Annotated in this window: 21 protein-coding genes and 1 pseudogene; 13 read left to right on the top strand and 9 right to left on the bottom strand. The window is 71.3% G+C overall.

The window, feature by feature from the left end:
- Positions 1 to 101: 101 nt before the first annotated feature.
- Positions 102 to 1,352: a UbiH/UbiF/VisC/COQ6 family ubiquinone biosynthesis hydroxylase gene (locus TSO221_RS17140; RefSeq protein WP_109119731.1), complete on the bottom strand. Its 1,251-nt coding sequence runs from the start codon at positions 1,350 to 1,352 to the stop codon at positions 102 to 104.
- A gap of 300 nt (positions 1,353 to 1,652) precedes the next feature.
- Here TSO221_RS17140 and glnK point away from each other — a divergent pair, with 300 nt between their 5' ends.
- The 3 genes from glnK (at position 1,653) to TSO221_RS17125 (ending at position 6,181) form a co-directional block, all read left to right on the top strand.
- Complete coding sequence (gene glnK / locus TSO221_RS17135; protein WP_109119730.1) at positions 1,653 to 1,991, top strand: P-II family nitrogen regulator; 339 nt, start codon at positions 1,653 to 1,655, stop codon at positions 1,989 to 1,991.
- Positions 1,992 to 2,406: 415 nt separating this feature from the next.
- Entirely contained in the window at positions 2,407 to 3,621 is a 1,215-nt protein-coding gene (locus TSO221_RS17130) for an aminotransferase class I/II-fold pyridoxal phosphate-dependent enzyme (protein WP_109119729.1), read from the top strand.
- Positions 3,622 to 3,628: 7 nt separating this feature from the next.
- Positions 3,629 to 6,181 (top strand): DNA translocase FtsK, encoded by a 2,553-nt coding sequence (locus TSO221_RS17125; RefSeq protein ID WP_109119728.1) that lies wholly within the window; start codon positions 3,629 to 3,631, stop codon positions 6,179 to 6,181.
- Positions 6,182 to 6,195: 14 nt separating this feature from the next.
- Here the strand turns inward: TSO221_RS17125 and TSO221_RS17120 are convergent, their stop codons facing one another.
- Entirely contained in the window at positions 6,196 to 6,609 is a 414-nt protein-coding gene (locus TSO221_RS17120; protein ID WP_109119727.1) for a hemerythrin domain-containing protein, read from the bottom strand.
- Between the two features lie 184 nt (positions 6,610 to 6,793).
- Here TSO221_RS17120 and TSO221_RS17115 point away from each other — a divergent pair, with 184 nt between their 5' ends.
- A complete protein-coding gene (locus tag TSO221_RS17115) occupies positions 6,794 to 7,435 on the top strand; it encodes an outer membrane lipoprotein carrier protein LolA (protein ID WP_109119726.1) in 642 nt (213 codons plus the stop codon).
- A 190-nt stretch (positions 7,436 to 7,625) separates the two neighbouring features.
- Here TSO221_RS17115 and TSO221_RS17110 read toward each other — a convergent pair whose 3' ends face one another.
- Positions 7,626 to 9,599: a nitrate- and nitrite sensing domain-containing protein gene (locus TSO221_RS17110; RefSeq protein WP_158284121.1), complete on the bottom strand. Its 1,974-nt coding sequence runs from the start codon at positions 9,597 to 9,599 to the stop codon at positions 7,626 to 7,628.
- 93 nt (positions 9,600 to 9,692) lie between these two features.
- On the opposite strand from TSO221_RS17110, the gene TSO221_RS17105 reads away from it, so the two are divergent.
- Positions 9,693 to 10,454, top strand: a complete 762-nt coding sequence (locus tag TSO221_RS17105) for a gamma-glutamyl-gamma-aminobutyrate hydrolase family protein (protein ID WP_109119724.1) — start codon at positions 9,693 to 9,695, stop codon at positions 10,452 to 10,454.
- A 4-nt stretch (positions 10,455 to 10,458) separates the two neighbouring features.
- On the opposite strand, the gene TSO221_RS17100 is transcribed toward TSO221_RS17105, so the two are convergent.
- Complete coding sequence (locus TSO221_RS17100; protein WP_247878096.1) at positions 10,459 to 10,953, bottom strand: MarR family transcriptional regulator; 495 nt, start codon at positions 10,951 to 10,953, stop codon at positions 10,459 to 10,461.
- Between the two features lie 370 nt (positions 10,954 to 11,323).
- Between TSO221_RS17100 and TSO221_RS17095 the strand changes: the two genes are divergently transcribed.
- Complete coding sequence (locus TSO221_RS17095; protein ID WP_109119722.1) at positions 11,324 to 12,007, top strand: fumarylacetoacetate hydrolase family protein; 684 nt, start codon at positions 11,324 to 11,326, stop codon at positions 12,005 to 12,007.
- 23 nt (positions 12,008 to 12,030) lie between these two features.
- A complete protein-coding gene (xth, locus tag TSO221_RS17090) occupies positions 12,031 to 12,825 on the top strand; it encodes an exodeoxyribonuclease III (protein ID WP_109119721.1) in 795 nt (264 codons plus the stop codon).
- Positions 12,826 to 12,895: 70 nt separating this feature from the next.
- On the opposite strand, the gene TSO221_RS17085 is transcribed toward xth, so the two are convergent.
- Complete coding sequence (locus TSO221_RS17085; RefSeq protein ID WP_199229510.1) at positions 12,896 to 13,627, bottom strand: GNAT family protein; 732 nt, start codon at positions 13,625 to 13,627, stop codon at positions 12,896 to 12,898.
- Between the two features lie 111 nt (positions 13,628 to 13,738).
- On the opposite strand from TSO221_RS17085, the gene TSO221_RS17080 reads away from it, so the two are divergent.
- Positions 13,739 to 14,740: a sensor domain-containing diguanylate cyclase gene (locus TSO221_RS17080; protein WP_109119719.1), complete on the top strand. Its 1,002-nt coding sequence runs from the start codon at positions 13,739 to 13,741 to the stop codon at positions 14,738 to 14,740.
- Positions 14,741 to 14,761: 21 nt separating this feature from the next.
- On the opposite strand, the gene TSO221_RS17075 is transcribed toward TSO221_RS17080, so the two are convergent.
- Both TSO221_RS17075 and TSO221_RS17070 read right to left on the bottom strand, forming a co-directional pair.
- Complete coding sequence (locus tag TSO221_RS17075; RefSeq protein ID WP_247878095.1) at positions 14,762 to 15,568, bottom strand: DUF882 domain-containing protein; 807 nt, start codon at positions 15,566 to 15,568, stop codon at positions 14,762 to 14,764.
- Positions 15,569 to 15,724: 156 nt separating this feature from the next.
- Complete coding sequence (locus TSO221_RS17070) at positions 15,725 to 16,528, bottom strand: MBL fold metallo-hydrolase (RefSeq protein ID WP_348770271.1); 804 nt, start codon at positions 16,526 to 16,528, stop codon at positions 15,725 to 15,727.
- On the opposite strand from TSO221_RS17070, the gene TSO221_RS35975 reads away from it, so the two are divergent.
- The gene (locus TSO221_RS35975; RefSeq protein WP_199229515.1) at positions 16,515 to 16,706 is read left to right on the top strand and encodes a hypothetical protein; all 192 of its coding nucleotides are present in this window, start codon (positions 16,515 to 16,517) and stop codon (positions 16,704 to 16,706) included. The two genes, TSO221_RS17070 and TSO221_RS35975, sit on opposite strands and share 14 nt — an antisense overlap.
- A 55-nt stretch (positions 16,707 to 16,761) precedes the next feature.
- Positions 16,762 to 17,463: a hypothetical protein gene (locus tag TSO221_RS17065; protein WP_109119717.1), complete on the top strand. Its 702-nt coding sequence runs from the start codon at positions 16,762 to 16,764 to the stop codon at positions 17,461 to 17,463.
- Between the two features lie 6 nt (positions 17,464 to 17,469).
- Here the strand turns inward: TSO221_RS17065 and TSO221_RS17060 are convergent, their stop codons facing one another.
- Entirely contained in the window at positions 17,470 to 18,159 is a 690-nt protein-coding gene (locus TSO221_RS17060) for a response regulator transcription factor (protein WP_109119716.1), read from the bottom strand.
- A gap of 166 nt (positions 18,160 to 18,325) precedes the next feature.
- Between TSO221_RS17060 and TSO221_RS17055 the strand changes: the two genes are divergently transcribed.
- The gene (locus TSO221_RS17055) at positions 18,326 to 19,552 is read left to right on the top strand and encodes a TIGR04372 family glycosyltransferase (RefSeq protein WP_158284120.1); all 1,227 of its coding nucleotides are present in this window, start codon (positions 18,326 to 18,328) and stop codon (positions 19,550 to 19,552) included.
- Here the strand turns inward: TSO221_RS17055 and TSO221_RS17050 are convergent.
- Positions 19,549 to 20,604 carry a serine hydrolase domain-containing protein gene (locus TSO221_RS17050; RefSeq protein ID WP_109119714.1) on the bottom strand — a complete coding sequence of 352 codons (1,056 nt, stop codon included), beginning with the start codon at positions 20,602 to 20,604 and terminating at the stop codon, positions 19,549 to 19,551. The two genes, TSO221_RS17055 and TSO221_RS17050, sit on opposite strands and share 4 nt — an antisense overlap.
- A gap of 233 nt (positions 20,605 to 20,837) precedes the next feature.
- On the opposite strand from TSO221_RS17050, the gene ribA reads away from it, so the two are divergent.
- Complete coding sequence (gene ribA, locus TSO221_RS17045; RefSeq protein WP_109119713.1) at positions 20,838 to 21,998, top strand: GTP cyclohydrolase II; 1,161 nt, start codon at positions 20,838 to 20,840, stop codon at positions 21,996 to 21,998.
- 161 nt (positions 21,999 to 22,159) lie between these two features.
- Positions 22,160 to 22,623, top strand: a pseudogene (locus tag TSO221_RS35480) (hypothetical protein); the annotation flags it as partial.

The following is a 22,623-nucleotide window of genomic DNA, read 5'->3' as shown; positions in this document are numbered from 1 at the left end:
CAATGGGCGTAACAGGCCGAACGTCCGAAGCAGAATGACCCGACCAACGTGGGCCTCGCCGACGGCGAAAACAAGCCGAATCCGGCGACCCTGGACTTCCGTTAGAGCGGCACCCCCCGAATCATCCTAGGCAGATCCCCCACAATCCCCATGGCGTGCCGCATCAAAAAACGCTTCACCGGCGGCAGCCGGTTGACCACCGCCATGCCGACGTCGCGCGCCAGCTTGACCGGCCCGAAATTGTTGGAGAACAGGTGCACCAGCCCGTCGCACACCGCCGCCAGCAGCACCGTGTCGAAGCGCCGCCAGCGCTGGTAGCGCGCCAGCACGTTCTCGCCGCCGACGTCCAGCCCCAGCCGGTGCGCATCCACGATCACCTCGGCCAGCGCCGCCACGTCGCGCAGGCCCAGGTTCAGCCCCTGCCCGGCGATCGGGTGGATGGCGTGCGCCGACTCGCCGACCAGGGCCAGCCGTTGCGCCACGAAGTCCTCGGCCAGCAGAACCGACAGCGGCCACGCCTCGCGCCGGGTCAGCAGCTCGATCTCGCCCAGGTAGTCGCCGGAGCGGCGGCGCAGCTCCCCGACGAACTCCGCGTCCGACAGCCCGAGGTACATCGGCACCAGCTCGGTCTTCTCGCTCCACACGATCGAGGAGCGGTCACCGGTCATCGGCAGCACGGCGAACGGGCCGTTGGGCAGGAAGTGCTCCACCGCCACGCCGCCATGAGGTTCGGAATGGCGAATGGTGCAGATGATGGCGCTCTGGTCGTAGGCCCAGCGCCGCACCTTGATCCTCGCGCCCTCGCGCGCCAGCGACTTGCGCCCGTCGGCGCCGACCACGAGGCGCGCCTTCACCGTCCGCCCGTCGGCGAGCCGGACCCGCGCTCCGGCGCGGTCGCGCTCCACCGCCACCGCCCGCGCCGGGGCGAGGTGCAGCAGCTCCGGCAATTCGTGCACGCGGGCGAACAGGGCGCGGCGGATGTCCTTGTTGTCGAGGATCCAGCCGAACGGCCGGTTCTCGCCGTCCACCGCGATCTCCCGATGGTCGTAGTGCACGAACAGCGGCGAGAACTGGTCGGCGACGCGGATGTCGAGGATCGGCCCGGCCTGCTCCGCCATGTGGCGCCACACGCCCGCCCCCTCCAGCACCTTCATGGAGGCGTAGGCGATGGCGGTGGTGCGGATGTCGAAGTCGTCGCGCTGGTGGTTCTCCGGGCTGTCCTGGTCGATGCAGACCACCGGCACCTTCGCCGTGGCGAGCGCCGCCGCCATGGTCAGGCCGGCGAGCCCGCCGCCCAGCACCACGACCTCCGTGCTGATCTCCGATTCCGTACCGCGCGCCGAGTCGGTCATGACCGGTGCCGTCCTTCCCTGGCTTGAGACTGTCCGGACGCAACAATCGGCGCTGGGCGCCTGCTTGTCCAGAGGGGGTAGCGACGACGAGTCGCCACTGCACAGAATATGGGCAGACGCCTTGGAATGTGGCAGGCTTGACGCGTGCGGAAGGCGGATTCCCCGGCGCAGAACCTCCGGCACGATTCTTGTAAACGTTGCTTTTTGCGGCCGGGGCGAACACGCTCGGGCTGAATTCGGCACGCGCCGGATCCAGCCGGGCGGGACCGGGCCGGACCATTTTGCTTCAAGGGGAGCCACATGAAACTCGTCATGGCCATCATCAAGCCGTTCAAGCTCGACGAAGTGCGCGAAGCGCTGACGTCGCTCGGCATCCAGGGGCTCACCGTCAGCGAGGTCAAGGGCTTCGGCCGGCAGAAGGGCCAGACCGAGATCTACCGCGGCGCCGAGTATTCGGTGAGCTTCCTGCCCAAGGTGAAGATCGAGGTGGCGGTGTCCGACGACCAGGCCGAGCAGGTCGTCGAGTCGATCCAGAAGGCGGCCAACACCGGCCGCATCGGCGACGGCAAGATCTTCGTCCTGGAGATCGCCCAGGCCGTCCGCATCCGCACCGGCGAGACCAACGCCGAGGCCCTGTAAGGGTTGATGGCCCCCGAAGCGCGCCCTGGGCCCGTGTCCCGTCGTTGCTGACGAGGTTCCGGGGATCCGCTTCGGCCCGGCACCCCTGCCTGAGCACCCGCGGCCCGCTCCGGGCTCGCGGGGCTTTTTGTTTGCTCGAAGGAGCGTTGCGCCTCCACCGCAGGCGCTCTTTTCCGTCATCCCCGCGAAGGCGGGGATCCAGTGCTCGCGTCCGCGAGCCATATGACTCATATCGCCGCTGTCGCGGCTCACGCTGGATCCCCGCCTTCGCGGGGATGACGGCTTGCAAAGATGATGGCCTGCCGCCCAAGCCCAGCCCCACCGTTGTCCCCACCCCTGGCGCCCCCGCCGCCCTTGTACCGCCTTTGTGCCGCCGGTAAACTCCGCGCCCGATCCCCCTTTCGCGCGGACCATCATGACCACGGCCCTTGCCAACGACCGTCTGGACCGGCTGACCGACTACCCGTTCACCCGGCTGGCGGCCCTGCTGTCCGGCATCACGCCGCGCGCCAACGTCGAGCCGACGGTCATGTCCATCGGCGAGCCGCAGCACCAGCCCCCGGCCCTGATCGACGAGGTGCTGCGCGCCAACGCGCATCTCTGGGGCAAGTACCCGCCGGTCGCCGGCACCCCCGACTGGCGCGCCGCCGCCGCCGGCTGGCTGAACCGCCGCTACGCCCTGCCCGCCGGCCTGTTCGACCCGGAGACCTCGGTGCTGCCCGCCGCCGGCACCCGCGAGGCGCTGTTCCAGACCGCGCTGCTCGCCGTGCCGGAGCGCAAGAACGGCCAGATCCCCGCCGTGCTGATGCCCAACCCGTTCTACGCGGTGTACGAGGGCGCCGGGCTGCTGGCCGGCGGCGAGCCGGTGTTCCTGCCCGCGACGCGCGAGACCGGCTTCCTGCCCGACCTGGACGCGCTCGATCCAGAGCTGCTGGCCCGCACCGCGCTGTTCTACCTGTGCACGCCGGCCAACCCGCAGGGGGCCGCCGCCGACGCCGCCTACCTGACGCGCGCCATCACCCTCGCCCGCCGGTACGGCTTCGTCCTGGCGGTGGACGAGTGCTACGCCGAGATCTACCTGGACACGCCGCCGACCGGCGTGCTGGAGGTCGCCGCCACGCTCGACCACGGCGGCGAGCCGTGGGCCAACCTTTTGGTCTTTCACTCCCTGTCCAAGCGCTCGAACGCCGCCGGCCTGCGCTCCGGCTTCGTCGCCGGTGATCCGAACCTGATCGCCAAGTTCAGCCGGCTGCGCAGCTATTCCAACGCCGGCACGCCGCTGCCGCTGCTCGCCGCCTCGGCCGCGCTGTGGCGCGACGAGGCGCACGTGGTGGAGAACCGCGCCGCCTACCGCGCCAAGTTCGACGCGGCGGAGGAGGCGCTGCAGGGCCGCTACGGCTATTACCGGCCGGCCGGCGGCTTCTTCCTGTGGCTCGACGTCGGCGACGGCGAGGCGGCGACGCGCAAGCTGTGGGCCGAGGGCGGCATCCGCGTGCTGCCCGGCGCCTACCTGACCCGCTCGCAGCCCGGCGAGCCAAACGCCGGCGCCCCCTACATCCGCGTGGCCCTGGTGCACGACACCGAGACGATCGCCCGCGCCTGTTCGGCCTTCCCCCGCATCCTCGGGTAAGCACCCCATGGCCAAGCCCCCCACGGCCAAGCCAATGCCCGGCAGCCGCGCCGCCAAGCCCGCCGGCCGGTCGGAACGGCCGCCGCTGCTGTCGCCGAAGGCGCGCGCCTTCGTCGCCGCCCGCGCCAAGGAGCTGGCCGGCTTCGCGCTGGGCTGCCTGGGCCTGCTGCTGTTCGTCGTGCTGGGCAGCTACAACGCCGCCGACCCGTCCTGGAACACCGCCACCGTCGCCAAGGCGCACAACCTGCTGGGCGTGCCCGGCGCCTGGGTGGCCGACATCCTGCGCCAGACGCTGGGCTGGGCGGCCTGGGTGCTGGCCATCGTGCCGCTGGCCTGGGGCTGGCGGCTGGGCAACCAGAAGAGCATCCGCCACCCGCTGTTCCGCCTGATGCTGGCGCTGTGGGGCGTGCTGCTGGCCGCCGTGGCGTTCGAGGGCTACTTCGACATCCAGGTCGGGGTGCACGGCCAGCCCGGCGGCCTCGCCGGCGCCATGCTGATGCAGGCGACGGCGCGCGCGCTGTTCGCCGGCGGCGGGCGCGAGATGATCGGCACCACCGCGGCGGCGCTGGCCGGCCTCACGCTGTTCTTCGCCTTCGGCTTCTCGCTGCGCGAGTGGCTCGGCGGCTTCCGCACCATGGGCGGCCTCGCCGGCAAGGCCGGCACGCTGGCCCGTAGCGGCGCCGGCGAGTTGGGCAAGCGCGGCGCCGAGGCCGCCCGCGCCGCCCGCACCGCCGCCGGCGACATGATGCGCCGCGAGCCGACCCTCGGCCCCGGGGAGCGCGCCGCCCCCGCCGCGCCCACCTTCGACGCACGGGCGTTCGACGCCCCCTCCTTCGACGCGCCGGTCTTCGACGCCCCCGCGTTTGATTCGTCCGCCGGGGACCCGAACGCGTTGCGCGCGCCGCGCCGCGACCTCGTGGAGGAGCGGCCCGCCGAGCCGCCGCCGCGCGCCGTCCCCGTCGTCACCCCGCCCAAGCCCAAGGCGGAGCCCGCCGCCCGCAGGCCCGACCCGCGCCAGCCGGCGCTGCATCTGGAGGCCGGCGAGGGCGACGGCTACGAGCTGCCGCCGCTCGACCTCCTCCAGATGCCCACCCCCGCCATGCGGGCCGAGCAGTTGGACGAGGCCAGCCTGCGCCGCAACGCCGAGGAGTTGGAGCGCGTGCTGTCCGACTTCGGCGTGCGCGGCGAGGTGCAGAAGGTCCACCCCGGCCCCGTGGTCACGCTCTATGAGCTGGAGCCGGCCCCCGGCACCAAGTCCTCCCGCGTCATCGGGCTGGCCGACGACATCGCGCGCTCGATGAGCGCGGTGTCGGTGCGCGTGGCCGTGGTGCCGGGCCGCAACGTCATCGGCATCGAGATGCCGAACGCCAAGCGCGAGACGGTGCTGCTGCGCGAGATCCTGGCGGCCGAGCACTTCGACCGCAACCAGGGCAAGCTGGTGCTGGCGCTGGGCAAGGACATCGGCGGCCAGCCGGTGGTCGCCGACCTCGCCCGCTTCCCGCACCTGCTGGTGGCCGGCACGACGGGCTCCGGCAAGTCGGTGGCGATCAACACGATGATCCTGTCGCTGCTGTACCGGCTGGCACCGGACCGCTGCCGCTTCATCATGATCGACCCGAAGATGCTGGAGCTGTCGGTCTACGAGGGCATCCCGCACCTGCTGACGCCGGTGGTGACCGACCCGAAGAAGGCGGTGGTGGCGCTCAAGTGGACGGTGCGGGAGATGGAGGACCGCTACCGCAACATGTCCAAGCTGGGCGTGCGCAACATCGAGGGCTACAACGCGCGGCTCCGCGAAGCCCGCACCAACGGCGAGTCGCTGACCCGCCGCGTGCAGACCGGCTTCGACCCGGACACCGGCAAGCCGCTGTTCGAGGAGCAGCCGCTCGACCTCAAGGAACTGCCCTACATCGTCGTGATCGTCGACGAGATGGCCGACCTGATGCTGGTCGCCGGCAAGGACATCGAGGCGGCGATCCAGCGCTTGGCGCAGATGGCGCGCGCCGCCGGCATCCACCTGATCATGGCCACCCAGCGCCCCTCGGTGGACGTCATCACCGGCACCATCAAGGCCAACTTCCCGACCCGCATCAGCTTCGCCGTCACCTCGAAGATCGACAGCCGCACCATCCTGGGCGAGCAGGGGGCGGAACAGCTGCTCGGCCAGGGCGACATGCTCTACATGGCCGGCGGCGGCCGCATCACCCGCGTGCATGGCCCCTTCGTCTCCGACAACGAGGTCGAGCACATCGTCAAGTTCCTCAAGGCGCAGGGCGAGCCCAACTACGTCGATGCCATCACCGAGGAGGACGAGGACGGCGTCTTCGAGGACGAGGGCGGATCCGGCGGCGCCAGCGCGACCGGCGACGAGATGTACGACAAGGCGGTCGCCATCGTCTGCCGCGAGCGCAAGGCCTCCACCAGCTTCATCCAGCGCCAGCTGCGCATCGGCTACAACTCGGCCGCCCGCCTGATCGAGCGCATGGAGCAGGAGGGCGTCGTCTCCAAGCCCAACCACGCCGGCAAGCGCGAGGTGCTGGCGCGGAACATCGACGAGTAGGCGGGGAAGCCTGCCTACTCCGCCGCCAGGAGCACCGGGATCGTGCGGTCGGCCGCCATGTGGTCGAGGATCCACTCGCGGGCGAAGCCGGCGAACGCCTCGCCGCCGTCGGACGGGCCGAGACACTGGTAGAGCGCCTGGGCCACCGCGTCGAAGCGGGCATGCCCCGCCGCATGCGCCGCGGCCTCGTCGCAGCCGGCCGACGTCATCATCCGCTCTTCCCAGGCGAAGTGCTTACGGATGAAATAGATCAGTGAGTCGATGGTGTCGGCGATCATATGCTGCGACGCCCGCGTCTCGATTGCCCGCATCACGTCATTAAATAAAAGGAAGATGGTCAGATGTTGCTCGTCGAGGACGGGGTTTCCGGTTCGGTAGCTCTCGCACCAGTGCAGGCGCGCGCCGCGTTCCTTGCCTGACGATCCCATACGACACTCTTATGCGGTACAATACAGCGGGCTGCTTCGCATCCGTACAGTTTCATTTTATCGGCCAACAATCCACCATCCAAACGGCGTGACCGGCCCGGGTGGCCTACTACTTTGGTTCTGGTGCCGGGCCGCTTGCCGGTTCGCCGCGTTTCCGCCACGAATGTCGGGCAGCTATGGAGACATGACGACCGTGCTTCGCCGAATCCTCGCCCCCCTGCTCCTCCTCGCGGCGCTGGCCGCGCCGGCCGCCGCGGCGCCCAGGAGCCACCCGCTGACGGCCGAGGACCGCGCCGTCGTGTCCGAGGCCGAGCAGTACCTGAACGGCATCCGGACGCTGCAGTCGAAGTTCATCCAGGTCGGCCCGGACGGACGGCAGCTCGGCGGCACCTTCTCGTTGTCGCGGCCTGGGCGGATGCGGCTGGAGTACGACCCACCGGTCAAGGACTTCGTGGTCGCCGACGGCACCATCCTCACCTACTGGGACGGCGAGATGGAGCAGCAGTCGAGCACGCCCATCGGCTCGACGCTGGCCGCCTTCATCCTGCGGCCGGACATCCGGCTGTCCGGCGACGTCACCGTGACCAACGTGTTCCGCGGCCAGGGCGCGGTGGAGGTCACGCTGCTGGAGACCAAGGACCCCGGCAAGGGCACGCTGACCCTGGTGTTCGAGGACCGGCCGTTCCAGCTGCGCAAGTGGCGCGTGGTCGACCCCCAGGGCCTGACCACCGAGGTCGCGCTGCTCAACCCCAAGGCCGGCGTGCAGTTCGCCTCGGACTTCTTCTATTTCCGGGAACCGGCGCGCCGGCGCGATATCTTCAAGTAAGAGTGGCTTCAGGTAACGGCCGTAAGCACCTTTTTTTGCCGTCATCCCCGCGAAGGCGGGGATCCAGGGAGAGCCCCGGCAGGGGCGACATGACTCATGTGGCTCGCGGACGCGAGCACTGGATCCCTGCCTTCGCGGGGATGACGGTTTGGGAAGGCGGTTGAGCGCCGACCGCGCTCCCCCATCCTCGTCACCCCACCCGCACCTTCGCGACGAAGTCGTCCAGCCCGCTGCGCAGCGTGTCGGCCAGCGCCGACAGGCTGGCGGCGGCGTCCAGCACCTCGTCGGCAACGCTGCCAGTCTCGGCGGCGGCGGTGCTGACGCCGTCAGTGCTGCTGGCGATGGTGCCGGTGCCGGCGGCGACCTGCTGGATGCTGGCGGCAATGCGCGCCGTCGCCGCCTCCTGCTGCGCCAGCGCGGCGGCGATGCGGGTGGCGATGCCGTCCATGCCGGCAATGGCCGCCTGGATCCCGGCCACCGCGTCCACCGCCGTGGCGGCGATGCTCTGGATCGCGCGCACCTGCTCGCCCACCCGCTCGGTGGCGCTGGCTGTCTGGTTGGCCAGCGTCTTCACCTCCGAGGCGACCACGGCGAAGCCCCTGCCGGCCTCGCCCGCGCGGGCAGCTTCGATCGTCGCGTTCAACGCCAGCAGATTGGTCTGCGCCGCGATGCCGGTGATCAGCTGCACCACCTCGCCGATCTGCGCCGCCGCCGAGGACAGGCCGCCGACCACGCCCTGCGCGGTGCCGGCGTCGGCGACCGCGGCGCGCGCCGCCACCAGCGACTGGTCGGCCTGCCGGTGGATCTCGCCGACCGCCTCCGACAGCTCGTCCGCCGCCTGCGCCACCGTCTGGATGCCGGCCAAAGACTGATGCGACAGCGCCGCCATGTCCACCGAGCGCCGCCCGGTCTCCGCCGCGATGGCGGCCATGCGCCCGGCGTTGCCGTGCATGGCGCGCGACATCGACAGGATGTCGCCCATCACCGAGTCGGCGGTGGTGTTGAAGGCGTAGACGGCGTCCTCCAGCTCGTCGCGGCGGCGCTGCTCGGCCCGGCGCTCGGCGCGCTGCTGCGCCGCCAGCGCCCCGCCCTCCCCGGTCCCCGCGGTGTAGAGCCGCAGCGCCTCGCGCACCACCGGCGCCGCCGGGTCGCCCGCGCCGCCCAGCGCCAGCGCGCCCATCGCTTCCGCCATGCGGTCGGCAGCCCGCGCCTCGGCCCGCAGCCCGCGCCGCACCCAGGCGAGGCGCAGCCGGGCGAACGGCGGCAGCTCCCCAAGGTCGCCCTCGAACGCCCGGCGCGCCTCGGCCAGCGCCGCGCCGCAGCCGGTCCGCAGGGCGGCGGCCAGCCGGTTCTCGACCCCGCGCAGCGCCTCGATGCGCGCCGTCGCCGTCTCGAACCACGCCGCGCTGGCGATGCCCTGGAGGTCGCCGGCCAGCCCGCCGTCGCGCGCCGCCGCCCGCATCCGCTCGAACTCGGCCCGCCCCTTCAGCGCGTCCGCCAGCACCGCCGCCTGGTCCGGCGTGGCGGCGGCGGCAAAGGCGTCGAACGAGCGCTGCTGCGCGGCGATCAACTGAAGCAAGCGGCGGTGCTGCGCCGTGTCGAACCGCCCGGCGGCGAAGCCGGCCGCCGCCGCCGCGCGCTCCTGCCCGGCGAACTCCTTGCCCTGCACGAGGTTGACGTAGGCCACCAGCGCCCGCTGGATGCCGGGATCCGCCACGTCGGTCAGCCCGGACACCACCAGCAGCAGGTCGGCGATCAGGTCGGAGAAGACCGCTGCACAGTCCTTGGGCGCCACCGTCCGCTCGCGCACCCGGCGCCGATGGTCCGGCAGCCCGCCCAGCGCCGCCTGCACCGCCGCGATGTCGGCGAACAGCGTCGGCCGGCCGCTCAGGCGGTCGATGCGGGCGAAGCCGGCGCGCACCGTCTGTTCGTATACGGGGCAATTGCCCGCCTGCTGGGCAAGTTCCGCGGCGAAGGCGCCGCCCTGGCTGCCCAGGAAGACGTTGGACATCCCCCGCTCCTTCTGGAGCTCGTGGATCAGCGCGCCGATGTCGGAGACCAGGTCGGCGATGGCCGCCAGCCTTTGCAGATCGCGCATCCGCTGGTACCGCGTCGCCAGCAGGAACCGTCCGGCCGCGTAGGCCGGCGTGCCGTTTCCGTGCATGCCCGTCTCTCCCTCGTGTCTCGGCAGCCGACGCACCGCAGCAATTCGCATGCCGACGGTGCGCCCGCCCGGCGGAACGGGCATAGTGGCGGCATGACACGGACGCACCCCACGCCGCTGGTCGGCATCCCCGCCTGCGCCCGCCTGATGGGCGACCACCCGTTCCACGTGACGGGCGACAAGTACATCCGCGCGGTGTCCGACGGCGCCGGCGCGCTGCCGCTGCTGATCCCGGCGCTCGGCGATTCGCTGGACCTCGCCGGTCTGCTGGACCGGCTGGACGGCCTGCTGATCACCGGCAGCGCGTCGAACGTGGCGCCGCAGCTCTATGGCGGCCCGCCCAGCGCCGAGGGCACGCTGCACGACCCGGCGCGCGACGCCACCACGCTGCCGCTGATCCGGCTGGCGCTGGAGAAGGGGATGCCGCTGCTCGGCATCTGCCGCGGCTGCCAGGAGCTGAACGTGGCCTTGGGCGGCACGCTGCACCAGCGGGTGCACGAGGTGCCCGGCCTGTCCGACCACCGCGAGGACGACACCGCCCCGGTGGAGGTGCAGTACGGCCCGGCCCATCCGGTGCGGCTGACGCCCGGCGGCCTGCTGGCGCGCCTCGCCGGCCGTGGCGAGGTGACGGTGAATTCGGTGCACGGCCAGGGGATCGACCGCCTGGCGCCCGGCCTGGCGGTGGAGGCGACGGCGCCCGACGGCCTGGTCGAGGCGGTGCGCGTCGAGGGTGCGCCGGCTTTTGCCGCCGCGGTGCAGTGGCACCCGGAGTGGCGCTTCTGGGAAGACCCGTTCTCGGCCGCGCTGTTCGCGGCCTTCGGGAAAGCCGCCGCCGGGCGCGCCCGGCGGCGGTAGATCCTTAGCCGGCCCGCGCGACCTTGCGCAGCAGGTCGATGAGCTGGGCCTGCTCCGCCGGGGAGAGGTCCTTCATCATCCCCTGGTCGTGCGCCTTGATGCGCGGCACCAGATCGCCGAGCAGCTTCTCGCCCTCGTCCGACAGCTTCAGCGCGTAGGAACGGCGGTCGTTCGGCGACGGCGCGCGGACCACGAGGCCGCGCGACTCGAGCCGGTCGATCACCGCCACCATGGTGGAGCGGTCAATGCCCACCGCGGCGCCCAGGTCGGACTGGCTGAGGCCCTCGTTCTCGTGGATCATGATCAGCACGCCGAACTGGCCGGGCGTGATGTCGTGCGGGGCGACGGCGTTCTGGAAGCTCTGGAACACGGCGACCTGCGCCTTGCGCAGGTTGTAGCCGACCAGCTCCGGCAGGGGGCCGAGGCCCAGCTTGCCGTTGCGGCCCGGACGGGCGCGGGTGCGCCGCTCGGCGGGCGCGTTGCCTTCGGTATCGCTCAAGGGGAGGACCACTTATTTTCTATAGGACTCATGTCAGCCGGTAAAATGCAGGCAACGGCTTCATTTGTCAGCAAGAACAGTGCGTACCACCTGCATTGCATAGCGCATATTCGTGATGCGCATTGGTCCGCGGTCGCCGCTCACCCAACCTGATTGCTCAAGAAGTGGCCGTCTCCTCCCCCGGGAGCGGTCGCCCGACCCGCGGTTTCCCCTGCCGCGCCCGGGCTCCCCCACGGAGCTTCCGACGCCCGGTCTCCCCCAGGCCGGGCGTCCTCGTTTCCGGGGTTTGCTTTGGGGTCTTTGCGGCCTTGGCAAGCGGCGGCCGGCCCGGTACCTCTTGGGACCGCAGTTCCGCATGAGGAGAGCCGCCATGGCCTACGCCGTTCCCCTGTGGCCCCAGCCGACGGTCGCCGTCGCCGGCGGCGACCCGTTCCCGGTGCGCCGCATCTACTGCGTCGGCCGCAACTACGCCGCCCACGCCCGCGAGATGGGCGCCGATCCCGACCGCGAGCCGCCGTTCTTCTTCGCCAAGCCGGCCGACGCCGTGGTCGCCGACGGCGCCACCGTGCCCTACCCGCCGCAGACCAAGAACCTGCACCACGAGATCGAGCTGGTCGTCGCCATCGGCAAGGCCGGCGCCGACATCCCGGTGGAGAGCGCGCTGGAGCACGTCTACGGCTACGCCGTCGGCCTCGACCTGACGCGCCGCGACCTGCAGAACGCCGCCAAGAAGGAAGGCAAGCCCTGGGACATGGGCAAGGGCTTCGACGCCTCCGCCCCGTGCGGCACCATCCGCCGCGCCGCCGACATCGGCCACCCCGACAAGGGCGCGGTGACGCTGACCGTCAACGGCGAGCTGCGCCAGAAGGGCGACCTCAACGACCTGATCTGGTCGGTCGCCGAGACGATCTCGTACCTCTCCGGCCTCGTCGAGCTGAAGCCCGGCGACCTGATCTACACCGGCACGCCCGAGGGCGTCGGCCCGGTGGTCACGGGCGACCGGCTGGAGGGCGCCGTCGAGGGCGTCGGCACCCTCGCCATCACCATCGGCTGAGCCGCCCCGGGAAAAGAAAATCAATGCGCATCGCCACCTGGAACATCAACTCCGTCCGCCTGCGGATGGAGCTGCTGCTGCGCCTGATCGACGAGGCCAACCCCGACGTCATCTGCCTGCAGGAGACCAAGTGCGTGGACCAGGAGTTCCCGCACAAGCCCCTGGAGGAGCGCGGCTTCGTGCACAACCACGTGCACGGGATGAAGAGCTACAACGGCGTCGCCATCCTCTCCAGGCTGCCGCTGGAGACCCGCGACATCCAGCACTGGTGCAGGAAGGAGGATTGCCGCCACGTGCTGGCGACGCTTCCCAATGGCATCGAGATCCACAGCGTCTACATCCCCTCCGGCGGAGACATTCCGGATCCGGAACAAAATGACAAGTTCGCCCACAAGCTTCGTTTCGTTGACGAAATGACCGAGTGGTGGGCCGCCAAGCGCAACGCCGACACGCCGATGGTGGTGGTCGGCGACTTCAACATCGCGCCCCTGGAGCAAGATGTGTGGAGTCACAAGGAGTTGCTGGACGTCGTCTCGCACACGCCGGTTGAGGTGGAGAAGCTGACGGCCATGCAGAACTCTATCGGCTGGGTGGATGCGGTTCGTCATTTCGTTCCCGAAACTGAAAAGCTCTACACGTGGTGGAGCTACCGCGCGCGGGACTGGGCGGCCTCCAACCGCGGCCGCCGCCTGGATCACATCTGGGTGACCAAGCCGCTGGAATCCCTTCTGAAAAGCCACCGCGTGCTGAAGGATGCCCGCGGCTGGGAACCGAAGCCGTCCGACCATGTGCCGGTGGTGGTCGAGCTGGCGATCTGAGAATACGTTTCGGAAACGGAACGTTATCTGATGGGAGTCACTCCCCCGCCGGAGGCGGGGGAGTGACCGTTTACAATCCGGAACGAATCAGCTCCGGCAGCCGCGCCTTCTGCCGCCCGGCCTCGTCGAAGTTCGCCGGGTCGAGCCAGCGGTCGAACGCCGCGCGCAGGGTCGGCCATTCCCGGTCGAGGATCGAGAACCACGCCGTGTCCCGGTTGCGCCCCTTGGTGACCAGCGCCTGCCGGAACAGCCCTTCGTACCGGAAGCCCAGCCGCTCCGCCGCGGCGCGCGACGGCTCGTTCAGCGAGTCGCACTTCCACTCGTAGCGGCGGTAGCCCAGCTCGTCGAAGGCGCGGCGCATCATCAGCGCCATCGCCTCGGTGGCGGCGCGGGTGCGCTGCAGGCGCGGGCTGTAGTTGATGTGCCCCACCTCGACCACCCCGTTCGCCGGGTCGATGCGCATGAAGGCGGCCACCCCCACGGCGCGGCCGGTGTCCTTGGACACGATGGCGTGCATCATCGGATCCTCGCCGGCGGCCATGCTCTCGGTCCAGGCGCGGTAGGCCTCGCGCGTTGCCGGCGGCTCGACGGACAGGTAGGTCCAGTTGCGCCCGCCCACGTCCTCGGCGTTGGCGGCGAACAGGTCGTCGGCGTGGCGGGCAGGGTCGAGCGGCTCAACGCGGCAGTACCGTCCCTCCATGGCGGTGCGCGGCGGCCGGGGCCGCGGCGTCCAGCCGGGCACGGGAAAGCCGATGGGCTGGCCGAATCCGTTCTGCCCTGATCCGTTGTTCTGAGTGGTCATGCTGGTCCGATCCTGGTGGGGCGTACCGCCCATGGTAGCGCATCGCCCGCGACCCGGGGACGCGTTGCGAAACTGGTCAGCAGGCTATACACTTTGTTTTATAACCGACACATGATCCGCTCCACCCTTTCCATGCACCCGCCGCTCGCGCCGGACCCGCCGGCCGCCCTCGACTTCTTCGATCCGGACGATGGTGCCGACGCGGTCCTCACCAGCCGCGAACTCTCGGTCACCCGCTCGAAGCTGGGCGACCTGCTGGACCTGCTGCCGGCCGGGTTGCTGATCCACCAGGAGCAGGGCATCGTCTACGCCAACGTCGAGGCGTCACGGGTCCTCGGGTTGAGCCGTGAGGCGCTGGTCGGCCGCCATTTCCTCGACTTCGTCGCCGACGCCGACCTGGAGGCGCAGCACGCCCTGTTCGCCGGCTGCCTGCACGAGGGCACGCTGGTGCGCACGCAGGACTGCGTGCTGATCGGCGCCGACACCCGGCAGACCAGCGTGCAGGTCAGCATGTCGCCGCTGCCCTGGGAGGGGCTGCCGGTGCTCTACGTGCTGATCAACGACGTCACCGCGCTGAAGCAGACCGAGGCGATGCTGCGCGTGCTGTCGAACACCGACTCGCTGACCGGCGCCTGGAACCGCCGCCACTTCATCGACCTCGCCGAGGCCGAGGTGGAGCGCAGCCGCCGCTACGCCCGCCCGTTCAGCCTGCTGGCGCTCGACATCGACCACTTCAAGCGGATCAACGACGCGCACGGCCACGCCATCGGCGACGAGGCGCTGAGGGCCTTCACCGCCGCCTGCCGGGCGACGTTGCGCACCAACGACGTGCTCGGCCGCATGGGCGGCGAGGAGTTCGCCGTGCTGCTGCCGGAGACCGACGGCAAGGGCGCGCGCCGGGTCGCCGAGCGCATCCGCGCCCGCGTCCGCGGCCTGACGGTGCCGGCCGGGACCGAGTCGGTGCACCTCACCGTCAGCATCGGCTGGGCCTCCAGCCACGGCGACGGGCGCGACCTCGACGCCATGCTGTCCTGCGCCGACGAGGCGCTGTACCGCGCCAAGGACCAGGGCCGCGACCGGGTGGTCGGAGCCGTGGACATCATGTTCGTGTAAGCCGCTTGTGGCCGCCGCGCCTCACCGCACCGCCGTCGGCCGCCGGCTCTTCGCCTCGGCGTCCTGCGCCGCCAAGTTGACCAGCATGTAGCGCAGCCTCTGCGCATCGGCCTCGTTGACACCGCCCGGCGGCTTGGCCGCCGCCAGCACCGGACCGTCGGGGACGCGGACCTCGGCGGGCTTCGGCGCCGGCTTGGCGGCCTCCACCACCTCGACCGGAGCCGGTTTCGCCCGCGGCGGCGCCTTCGCCTCCAGGATGCCGTCCTGGCGGTTGTCGGGGGTCTTCGGCGTCCAGGTGCGGTACGGGCCGGTGTCGACGTGCACGTGGCCGGTGTGCGGGTACAGCGCGTAGCCGCCGCGCCGCATCTCCGCCGCCGCCGCGGCGACGCGCTCCGGCGCCACGCCGGGGATGCGGATGTCGGCCGCCTGGCCGCGGATGTGGTAGCTGTTCTCGGCGACGTTGGGGTTGCTCCTGGCCAGCGACGCGTTGGTCGCCGCCGAGCGGTAGCCGGAGGTCAGGTGGATCGGTGCGCTCTCCGGCAGGCCGACGCGCTGGCGCAGCTCGGTCAGCGTGTCGATCAGCGTCGGGTCGACCGGCGCCGTCAGCCCGGTGCGGCGGTCGCGGAACAGGCTGGACAGCTCGGCCATGGCCTGCGGGTCGTAGCCGCCGGGCGAACGCCAGTAGGTGGTTGCAACGGATTCGCCGCTCGCCGGGTGCACCAGCACGATGGAGCGGCCCCCCTCGCCCATCGGCCCGGAACTCGCGCAGCCCGTCAGCAGGGCGCCGGCCAACGCCAGCAGCGCAGCGATACGCAGGAAAGACGGCACGGCGACCTCCGGTTCCCCTCGAGGTTGCGACCGGCCTTCATACCATAAATGTCACAATCGCTTACAGGGCGGACTTAGCACGGCACGCGAGATACACCGGCTCTGTGGGATTTCTGCGTCAGTCCGCCGCGCCAATTCGCCTTACAGGGACTCGCCTTATCGGGCGTCCAGCACCAGGTCCAGCCCCTCGCGCGCCACCAGCGTGCCGGGGCGGCGGCGCGCCGCCTCCGCCTCGATGGCGTCGAGCGCGTCGTCGGTGCGCGCCGGGTCGTGGTGGAAGATCACCGCCCGCCCCACCCCGGCGGCCTCGGCGATGCGCAGACACTCCTCCCAGGTCGAGTGGCCCCAGCCGACGTGGCGCGGGAACTCGGCGTCGGTGTAGGTGCTGTCGTAGATCATCACGTCGGCGCCGCGCACCAGGTCCAGCACCTCCGGGTCGAGCGTGCCCGGCGTGTGCTCGGTGTCGGTGATGAAGCACAGGCTGCGCCCGGCGTACTCGACGCGGTAGCCGACGGCGCCGTTGGGGTGGTTCAGCTCGGCCGTGCGCACGCGGATGCCGGGCGCCGGGTCGATCACAGCACCACGGTCGAACTCGCGGAAGCTGAGGTCGGCGCGGAAGGTCTCGATGGGGATCGGGTAGAGCGGCGGCTTCATCATCGAGCACACCACCTCGCGCATGCTCTGCCCCGGCGGCAGGTGGCCGGACCACACGCGCACCCGGCTGGCCGGGTCGAAGATCGGCACGAAGAACGGCAGGCCGCAGATGTGGTCGAGGTGGCTGTGCGTCAGGAACAGGTCGAGGTCGGCCGGCCCCCCGGCGCGCAGCGCCTCGCCCAGCCCGCGCAGGCCGGTGCCGGCGTCGAACACCAGGAGCGCGTCGCCGCAACGCACCTCCAGGCAGGCGGTGTTGCCGCCGGCGCGCACGGTGTCGGGACCGGGAGAGGCGATGCTGCCGCGCACGCCCCAGAAGCGCGCACGCAAGGATCGCGACGGATTGGTGGATGAACCGGACATCATCGTGTCGCATGGTTGCCCGGACCCGATACCCAAGTCGAGTGAAAACTATCCGTCCGGACGGGGAGCGGCGCAGCCGGAGAGCCCCTATATCTGGGATGTCCAAACCCATAAGATGTGGTAGGTTGCCCGCGCACCTCTTCTTTGCCGCCCGTAGGACGGCGCCGGGATCGTCACGGATGGACCCTGACAAGCTCGCCAAAGTCCTCGCCATGGCCGAGTCGGAGCACCAGGGCGAGGCTCTGTCCGCGTTGCGCGCCGCGCGCATCATGCTGTCGCGCGCCGGGATGAACTTCCGCGACCTCGCCGACGGCGCCCGCCCGCGCCCGGCCGCGCCCAGCGCCCCACCCGTCGAGCCCCCGCCCCCGCCCGCCAAGGCCCCGCCGCCCGACGAGCTGGTTCTCGGCCTGCGCCGTCAGGTCGGCGACCTGGAGCGCGAGGTGGCGTCGCTGAAGCGCGCGCTCGACAAGGCGACCGGCGAGTTGGACAAGCAGAAGGAGGAAGTCGACCGCTGGCGCTCGCTCGCCCGCGAGACGGCGGAGAAGCTGTGGGACCTCGGCAAGGCGCTGGAGCGCCGGCGTGTCCGCCACACCTCGGCCGACAAGCGCCGCGCCATCCTCGACCATCTGCAGGACCCCGGCAGCGCCATGCTGTCCGACCAGGAGATCGCGCGTCGCGTCGGCGCCTCGGTGCAGGTGGTGGCGCATTGGCGCCGCCGGCTGGCCATCGTCGGCCGCAAGGTGCGGCTGATCCCGGTGCAGCCGCGCGGCCGCGGCCTGTGGCGCCCGCAGGGCGCGCGCATCGCGCCGCTCGACCTGCCGCGCCGCCGCTGGGCCGGCTACGCCGCCGGCGTCACCATCGCCGGGCGTTTCCTGAAGTAGGCGCGGTCAGGGCACCAGCCGGTAGCCGCCGGGCTCGGTCACCAGGATCTCGGCGTTGGAGGGGTCGCGCTCGATCTTCTGGCGCAGGCGGTAGACGTGGGTCTCCAGGGTGTGCGTCGTGACCCCGGCGTTGTAGCCCCACACCTCGCCCAGCAGGGTGTCGCGGCCGACCACGGCGTCGCCGGCGCGGTACAGATACTTGAGGATCGCCGTTTCCTTCTCGGTCAGGCGGACCTTGCGGTTCTTCTCCTCCAGCAGCAGCAGCTTGGCGGCCGGACGGAACAGGTAGGGACCGATGGTGAAGGTGGCATCCTCGCTCTGCTCGAACTGGCGCAGCTGCGCGCGCAGCCGGGCCAGCAGCACACCCAGGCGGAACGGCTTGACGATGTAGTCGTTGGCGCCGGAATCGAGGCCGAGGATGGTGTCGGCGTCGGTGCTGGCGCCGGTCAGCATGATGATCGGGCAGCGCACGCCCTCGCGCCGCATCAGCCGGCACAGGTCGCGCCCGTCCATGTCCGGCAGCCCGACGTCGAGCAGCACCGCGGCGAATCCGCCCTCGCGCGCCGCCGCCAGCCCGGACGCGCCGTCCGCCGCCTCCGCGGTCTCGAACTCCTCGTGCAGCTGCAGCTGTTCGGCGAGCGACTGGCGCAGCGCCTCGTCGTCGTCGACCAGAAGAATGCGTTTGGCCGAAGTCATGCGCTCAGGTCTTTGCCGTCTCGTCCCACGGCGCGGACCTTAGCACGCGCGGATGGCCTTGTCGTCAGGGCACGGTCTGACCACTGGGGGCGGGGAACAGGATTCCGTTAGGCGCCGAGGAGGGAATTGCACTAGCCTCGCCCGGCGGCAGGATTCCGGGAGCCCCATGCACGAACTGGTTCAATCGCTGTTCGACGACATCCTCGGGCGGATCCGGCGCGACAAGGCCGTCGTCTACTTCCTCCCCCAACCCTGCCGCATCGGCCAGCTGGTGATGGAGATGTTCTGGCTGGCCTCGGTCTACCCGCCGGAGGACCAACAGCTCATCGTCGTCGTGCCGGACACGCCGGACACCGACGCCGCCATCAACCCGGCCGCCTTCCGCGCCGCCATGCGCCACGTCGACGTGCTGATGCCGGATTCCCTGGACAAGCGGCGGCTCGCCGTCACGCTCGCCTGGAGCGGCATCGACGGCCGCTTCATCGAGGACTTCAGCCTGTCCGGCGCCACCGTCAAGGTGATCTTCGGCCTCGGCGCCCTGGTGATCCGGCAGCAGTTCCTGCACTGGTACGTCGACACGCGGCAATGCCGCTTCTTCACCCTGGACGGGGAGGAGGAGGCGGAGGGACGGCGCCTGATGCAGGCGCTGCGCATCGACCCGGACGCCGAGATCGTCGCGCTGCATGCCCGCGACAGCGGCTACATCAACGCGCAGCATCTGGACTTCCGCAACGCTGCGATCGGCAACTACGTCCCCGCCGTCGAGTTCCTGCTGCGCGAGGGCTACACCGTCGTGCGCATGGGCGATCCGTCCATGCGGCCGCTGCCGCTCAGCCACCCGCGTCTGATCGACGCCCCGTTCAACACCGCGTACGAGCGGCATGGCGACGTGTACTTCACGGCGCGCTCGGCCTTCATGGTGCACACGCTGTCCGGTCCGACGAGCCTCGCCTTCGCGTACGGCCGGCCGGGTCTCGCCTCCAACGCCACGCCCTATTACTGTGGGTTGAGCGTGGACGACCTGCTGTTGCCCAAGCGCGTCCGCCGGCTGGACGACCATCGTCCCTTGTCGCTGCAGGAACTGGCGCAAACCGGATTGATCAAGTCCGGCCAGGCCAAGGTCTTTGAAAACGCCGGCGTCTACCTGGAGGAGTGCAGCCCCGACGCGCTCCTGGCCGGGGTGGAGGAAATGCACCGCCGCCATCGCGGCGCCTTCGCGCCGTCGCTGGCATGCGCGCTGGCGAACGCCCGGTTTCGGACCGCCGCCACCCTCATCGACACGGAGTTCCGACGGAACGCCCATCTGGAGAGAAACTGGGAGAACTTCTACGGGGCGGCCGCCGGCATCGACCTGGCCGAAGCGTTCCTCCAGCAGCAGCCGGACTTCATTTAGGACGCCGGCACGCCGCCCGTCACCGTTGCATGCCGCGCGACGGACTGGCGCGGCGGCGCCAGGAAGGCAGGCTCCCAGCACGCCTCGGGGTGCAGGCCGAAGCGCCGGTCGAACGCGAAATAGGTCAGGTCGGCGACGCACTGGAACGCGTTCGCCAAGACCGCCACGCCCTCCCCGCGCGCTGGAGAGATCGCCAGATTGGCCGAGAAGCCGGCGGTGAGCCCACCCTTCTGCACGAAGACGTCCGGCGGAAAGCCGCGCAGGACGTCCCATCCCAGGCCCCGCTCCTCTGAATCTCCGGCGTGCCGGCGCGGCCGTTGCGCGGTGGCCAGGGCCCGTCCCACCGGGGTGTCGGGCGGCGAAACGCTCGCGGCGGCGAGGCGCAGCAGATCGCCGACTGGCCCGCGGAGACCGCCGGCCGCCTCCATCGCCTCGGGCAGAGTCCAGCCTGGCCGCGGCGCGCCGTCGGGCCCGTGCCCGGCCGCGGTGGCGACATCGAAGCCCGTGGCCAACATGCCCAGCGGTTCCAGCACCCGCTCGCGCAGCAGACGGGCGAAGGGCCGGCCGGCGCGCACCGACAGGCAATGGCCGAGCAGCCCGAAGCCGAGATTGCTGTAGACCGTGCGGCGCCCCGCGCCGGGTGGCGGCGTGAACCCGGACAGAAACCGGTACAGCGCCTCCATCGGATAGTCGGGGTGCGGCGCCTCCAGGTCCACGGTCTGCAACTCCGGCGGCATCATCGGCAGGCCGCTCGCGTGTGTCGCGAGCGCCTCCAACGTCACCACCCCGGCCGGGCAGGTGGGCAGGCGGCCGGCGAGCACGCGGCCCACCGTCTCGTCCAGGCCCGCCTCACCCGCCTCGACCATGAGCGCCAGCAACACCCCGGTCAGCGCCTTGGTGAGCGAGCCCAGCTCGAACGCCGCGTCCGGCTCCACCCCGTGGGCGACGATCTCCGCCCGGCCTTCGTGCCACAGGCCGACGACGAGGCCGGGGCAGCCGCCGGAACGGGTGCGGCGGCGTACGGCGGCCTCGATTTCGCTGGTTGGACGCATCGCGGCAGCATAGGGAGACGCTCCCGGCTTCCACAGACGACAGGGCGTCGCACCGTTGCACGCCGCGCAACGGACTTGCGCGGGGACTCCGCTTGCCTTGCCCGCGCCGGCGTGGGACGGTCGGGGCACCCTTGGAAAGCGGGAACCGGCCGCCCAGATGGTGCGGACGGTTTTGCTTTTCTCCGCCCGGGCCGCTAGGGTTCCGGCCCGGTACCTGGATCCGGTTTTTGACGATGTACGCTGACCTCCGCCCCGAACCCACCCAGCCCTTCGACGAGGCCGCCATGCGCGCCGTCGACCGCGCGCTCGCCGCCCTGCGCCGCGGCGAAGCGGTGGCGATCGCCTGCACCGACGGCCGCGTCGCCCTGGCGCTGGCGGTGGAGACGGTCGGCGCCGACGCGCTGGCCCGGCTGAAGCGCCTGTCGGGGAGCGAGCCGGTGCTCGCCGTCACCCGGCGCCGCGCGCTGGTGCTGGGCGTGATGCCCGACGGCTTCCAGGCGGGCGAGGGCGGCGCCGTGACCCTGGCCGTCGCCGCCGGCCTGACCGCCGGGGACGCGGTGGCGCTGGCCGACGCCGAGCAGCGCCCGGACGGCCCGCTGCCCGCCGGGCTGAGCGCCACCCCGGCCGAGCCCGGCTCGCGCGAGGCCGCCGCGGTCGGCCTGATGAAGCTGGCACGCCTGATCCCCTCCGCCGTGGTGGTCCCGGTGCGCTCCACGCCGGGTGGTCTCGAAGCGTGGGCCAAGCGCAACGACCTGCTGTGGGTGCGCGCCGCCGACGTCGCCGACTACCGCACGCACGTGGTGCGCACGCTGCGCCAGGTGGCCGACGCGCGGGTGCCGCTGGTCGGCGGCGCCGAGAACACCCGCGTCGTCGCCTTCCGCCCGGCCGACGGCGGGCCGGAGTACCTCGCCATCATCATCGGCGACCCGGATCCCGAACAGCCGGTGCTGGCCCGCCTGCATTCCGAGTGCTTCACCGGCGACCTGCTGGGCTCGCTGCGCTGCGACTGCGGCGACCAGCTGCGCGGCGCCATCGCCGAGATCGCCCGGCGCGGCAGCGGCGTGCTGCTCTACCTGGCGCAGGAGGGGCGGGGCATCGGGCTGGTCAACAAGCTGCGCGCCTACCGCATCCAGGACCGCGGCTTCGACACCGTCGATGCCAACGAGATCCTCGGCTTCGAATCCGACGAGCGCGTCTACCTGCCGGCCGCCGAGATGCTGCGCCAGCTGGGTTTCCGCGCGGTGCGGCTGATGACCAACAACCCGGACAAGATGCGCCAGCTCGCCCGCTGGGGCATCGAGGTGGTCGAGCGCGTCCCGCACGTCTTCCCCTCGAACACCCACAACGAAGCCTACCTGCGCACCAAGGCCGAACGCAGCGGGCATATGTTCTGAGTGTTGCGGGGACGGACGGTCCAGGCAGGAATCACCCTCCACCCGGCAGGAGTTGCCGGGGCGCCGTGACCGAAAGCGGACATTGGCGCCTTTTTTGCCGGAATCGGCTGGCACGGCGGTTGCAGTACCCCGAGTGACCCAATCCGCCGGGAGTGCCGACCATGTCCATCGCCGCCGTGCCGCTCGACAGCGCCGCCCCGCGTCCGGCCGGCACGCCCATCGGCGCTTCCGTCAGCAGCATCGTCCGCAGCTCGACCGACGACCCGTACAACGCAACGGCGGACCTGTCGTTCGGCGACTTCCTCGACATGATCAACCCTCTGCAGCACATCCCGGTGGTCGGCACCATCTACCGGGCGGTCACCGGCGACACCATCAAGCCGGCCTCGCAGGTGATCGGCGGCATCGCCTTCGGCGGGCCGATCGGCGGCGCCGCGGCGATCGTCAACGCCATCATCACCCAGGCCAACGGCCGCAGCCTCGAGGACTCCATGCTGGCCGGTCTCGGCATCGGCACCGGCGAGCCGACCGTCGAGGTCGCCGACGCTTCCGCGGCCCAGGCCCCGGCGCCGCAGGCCGCCCCCGCCGCCCCGGCGCCCAGCGCCGCGCCGGCCGCCGCGCCCGC

The sequence above is a fragment of the Azospirillum sp. TSO22-1 genome, from assembly GCF_003116015.1.
Lineage (GTDB): Bacteria > Pseudomonadota > Alphaproteobacteria > Azospirillales > Azospirillaceae > Azospirillum.
Note: the sequence above shows the minus strand (reverse complement) of the source record. Positions and strands in the feature narration are given on the sequence as shown.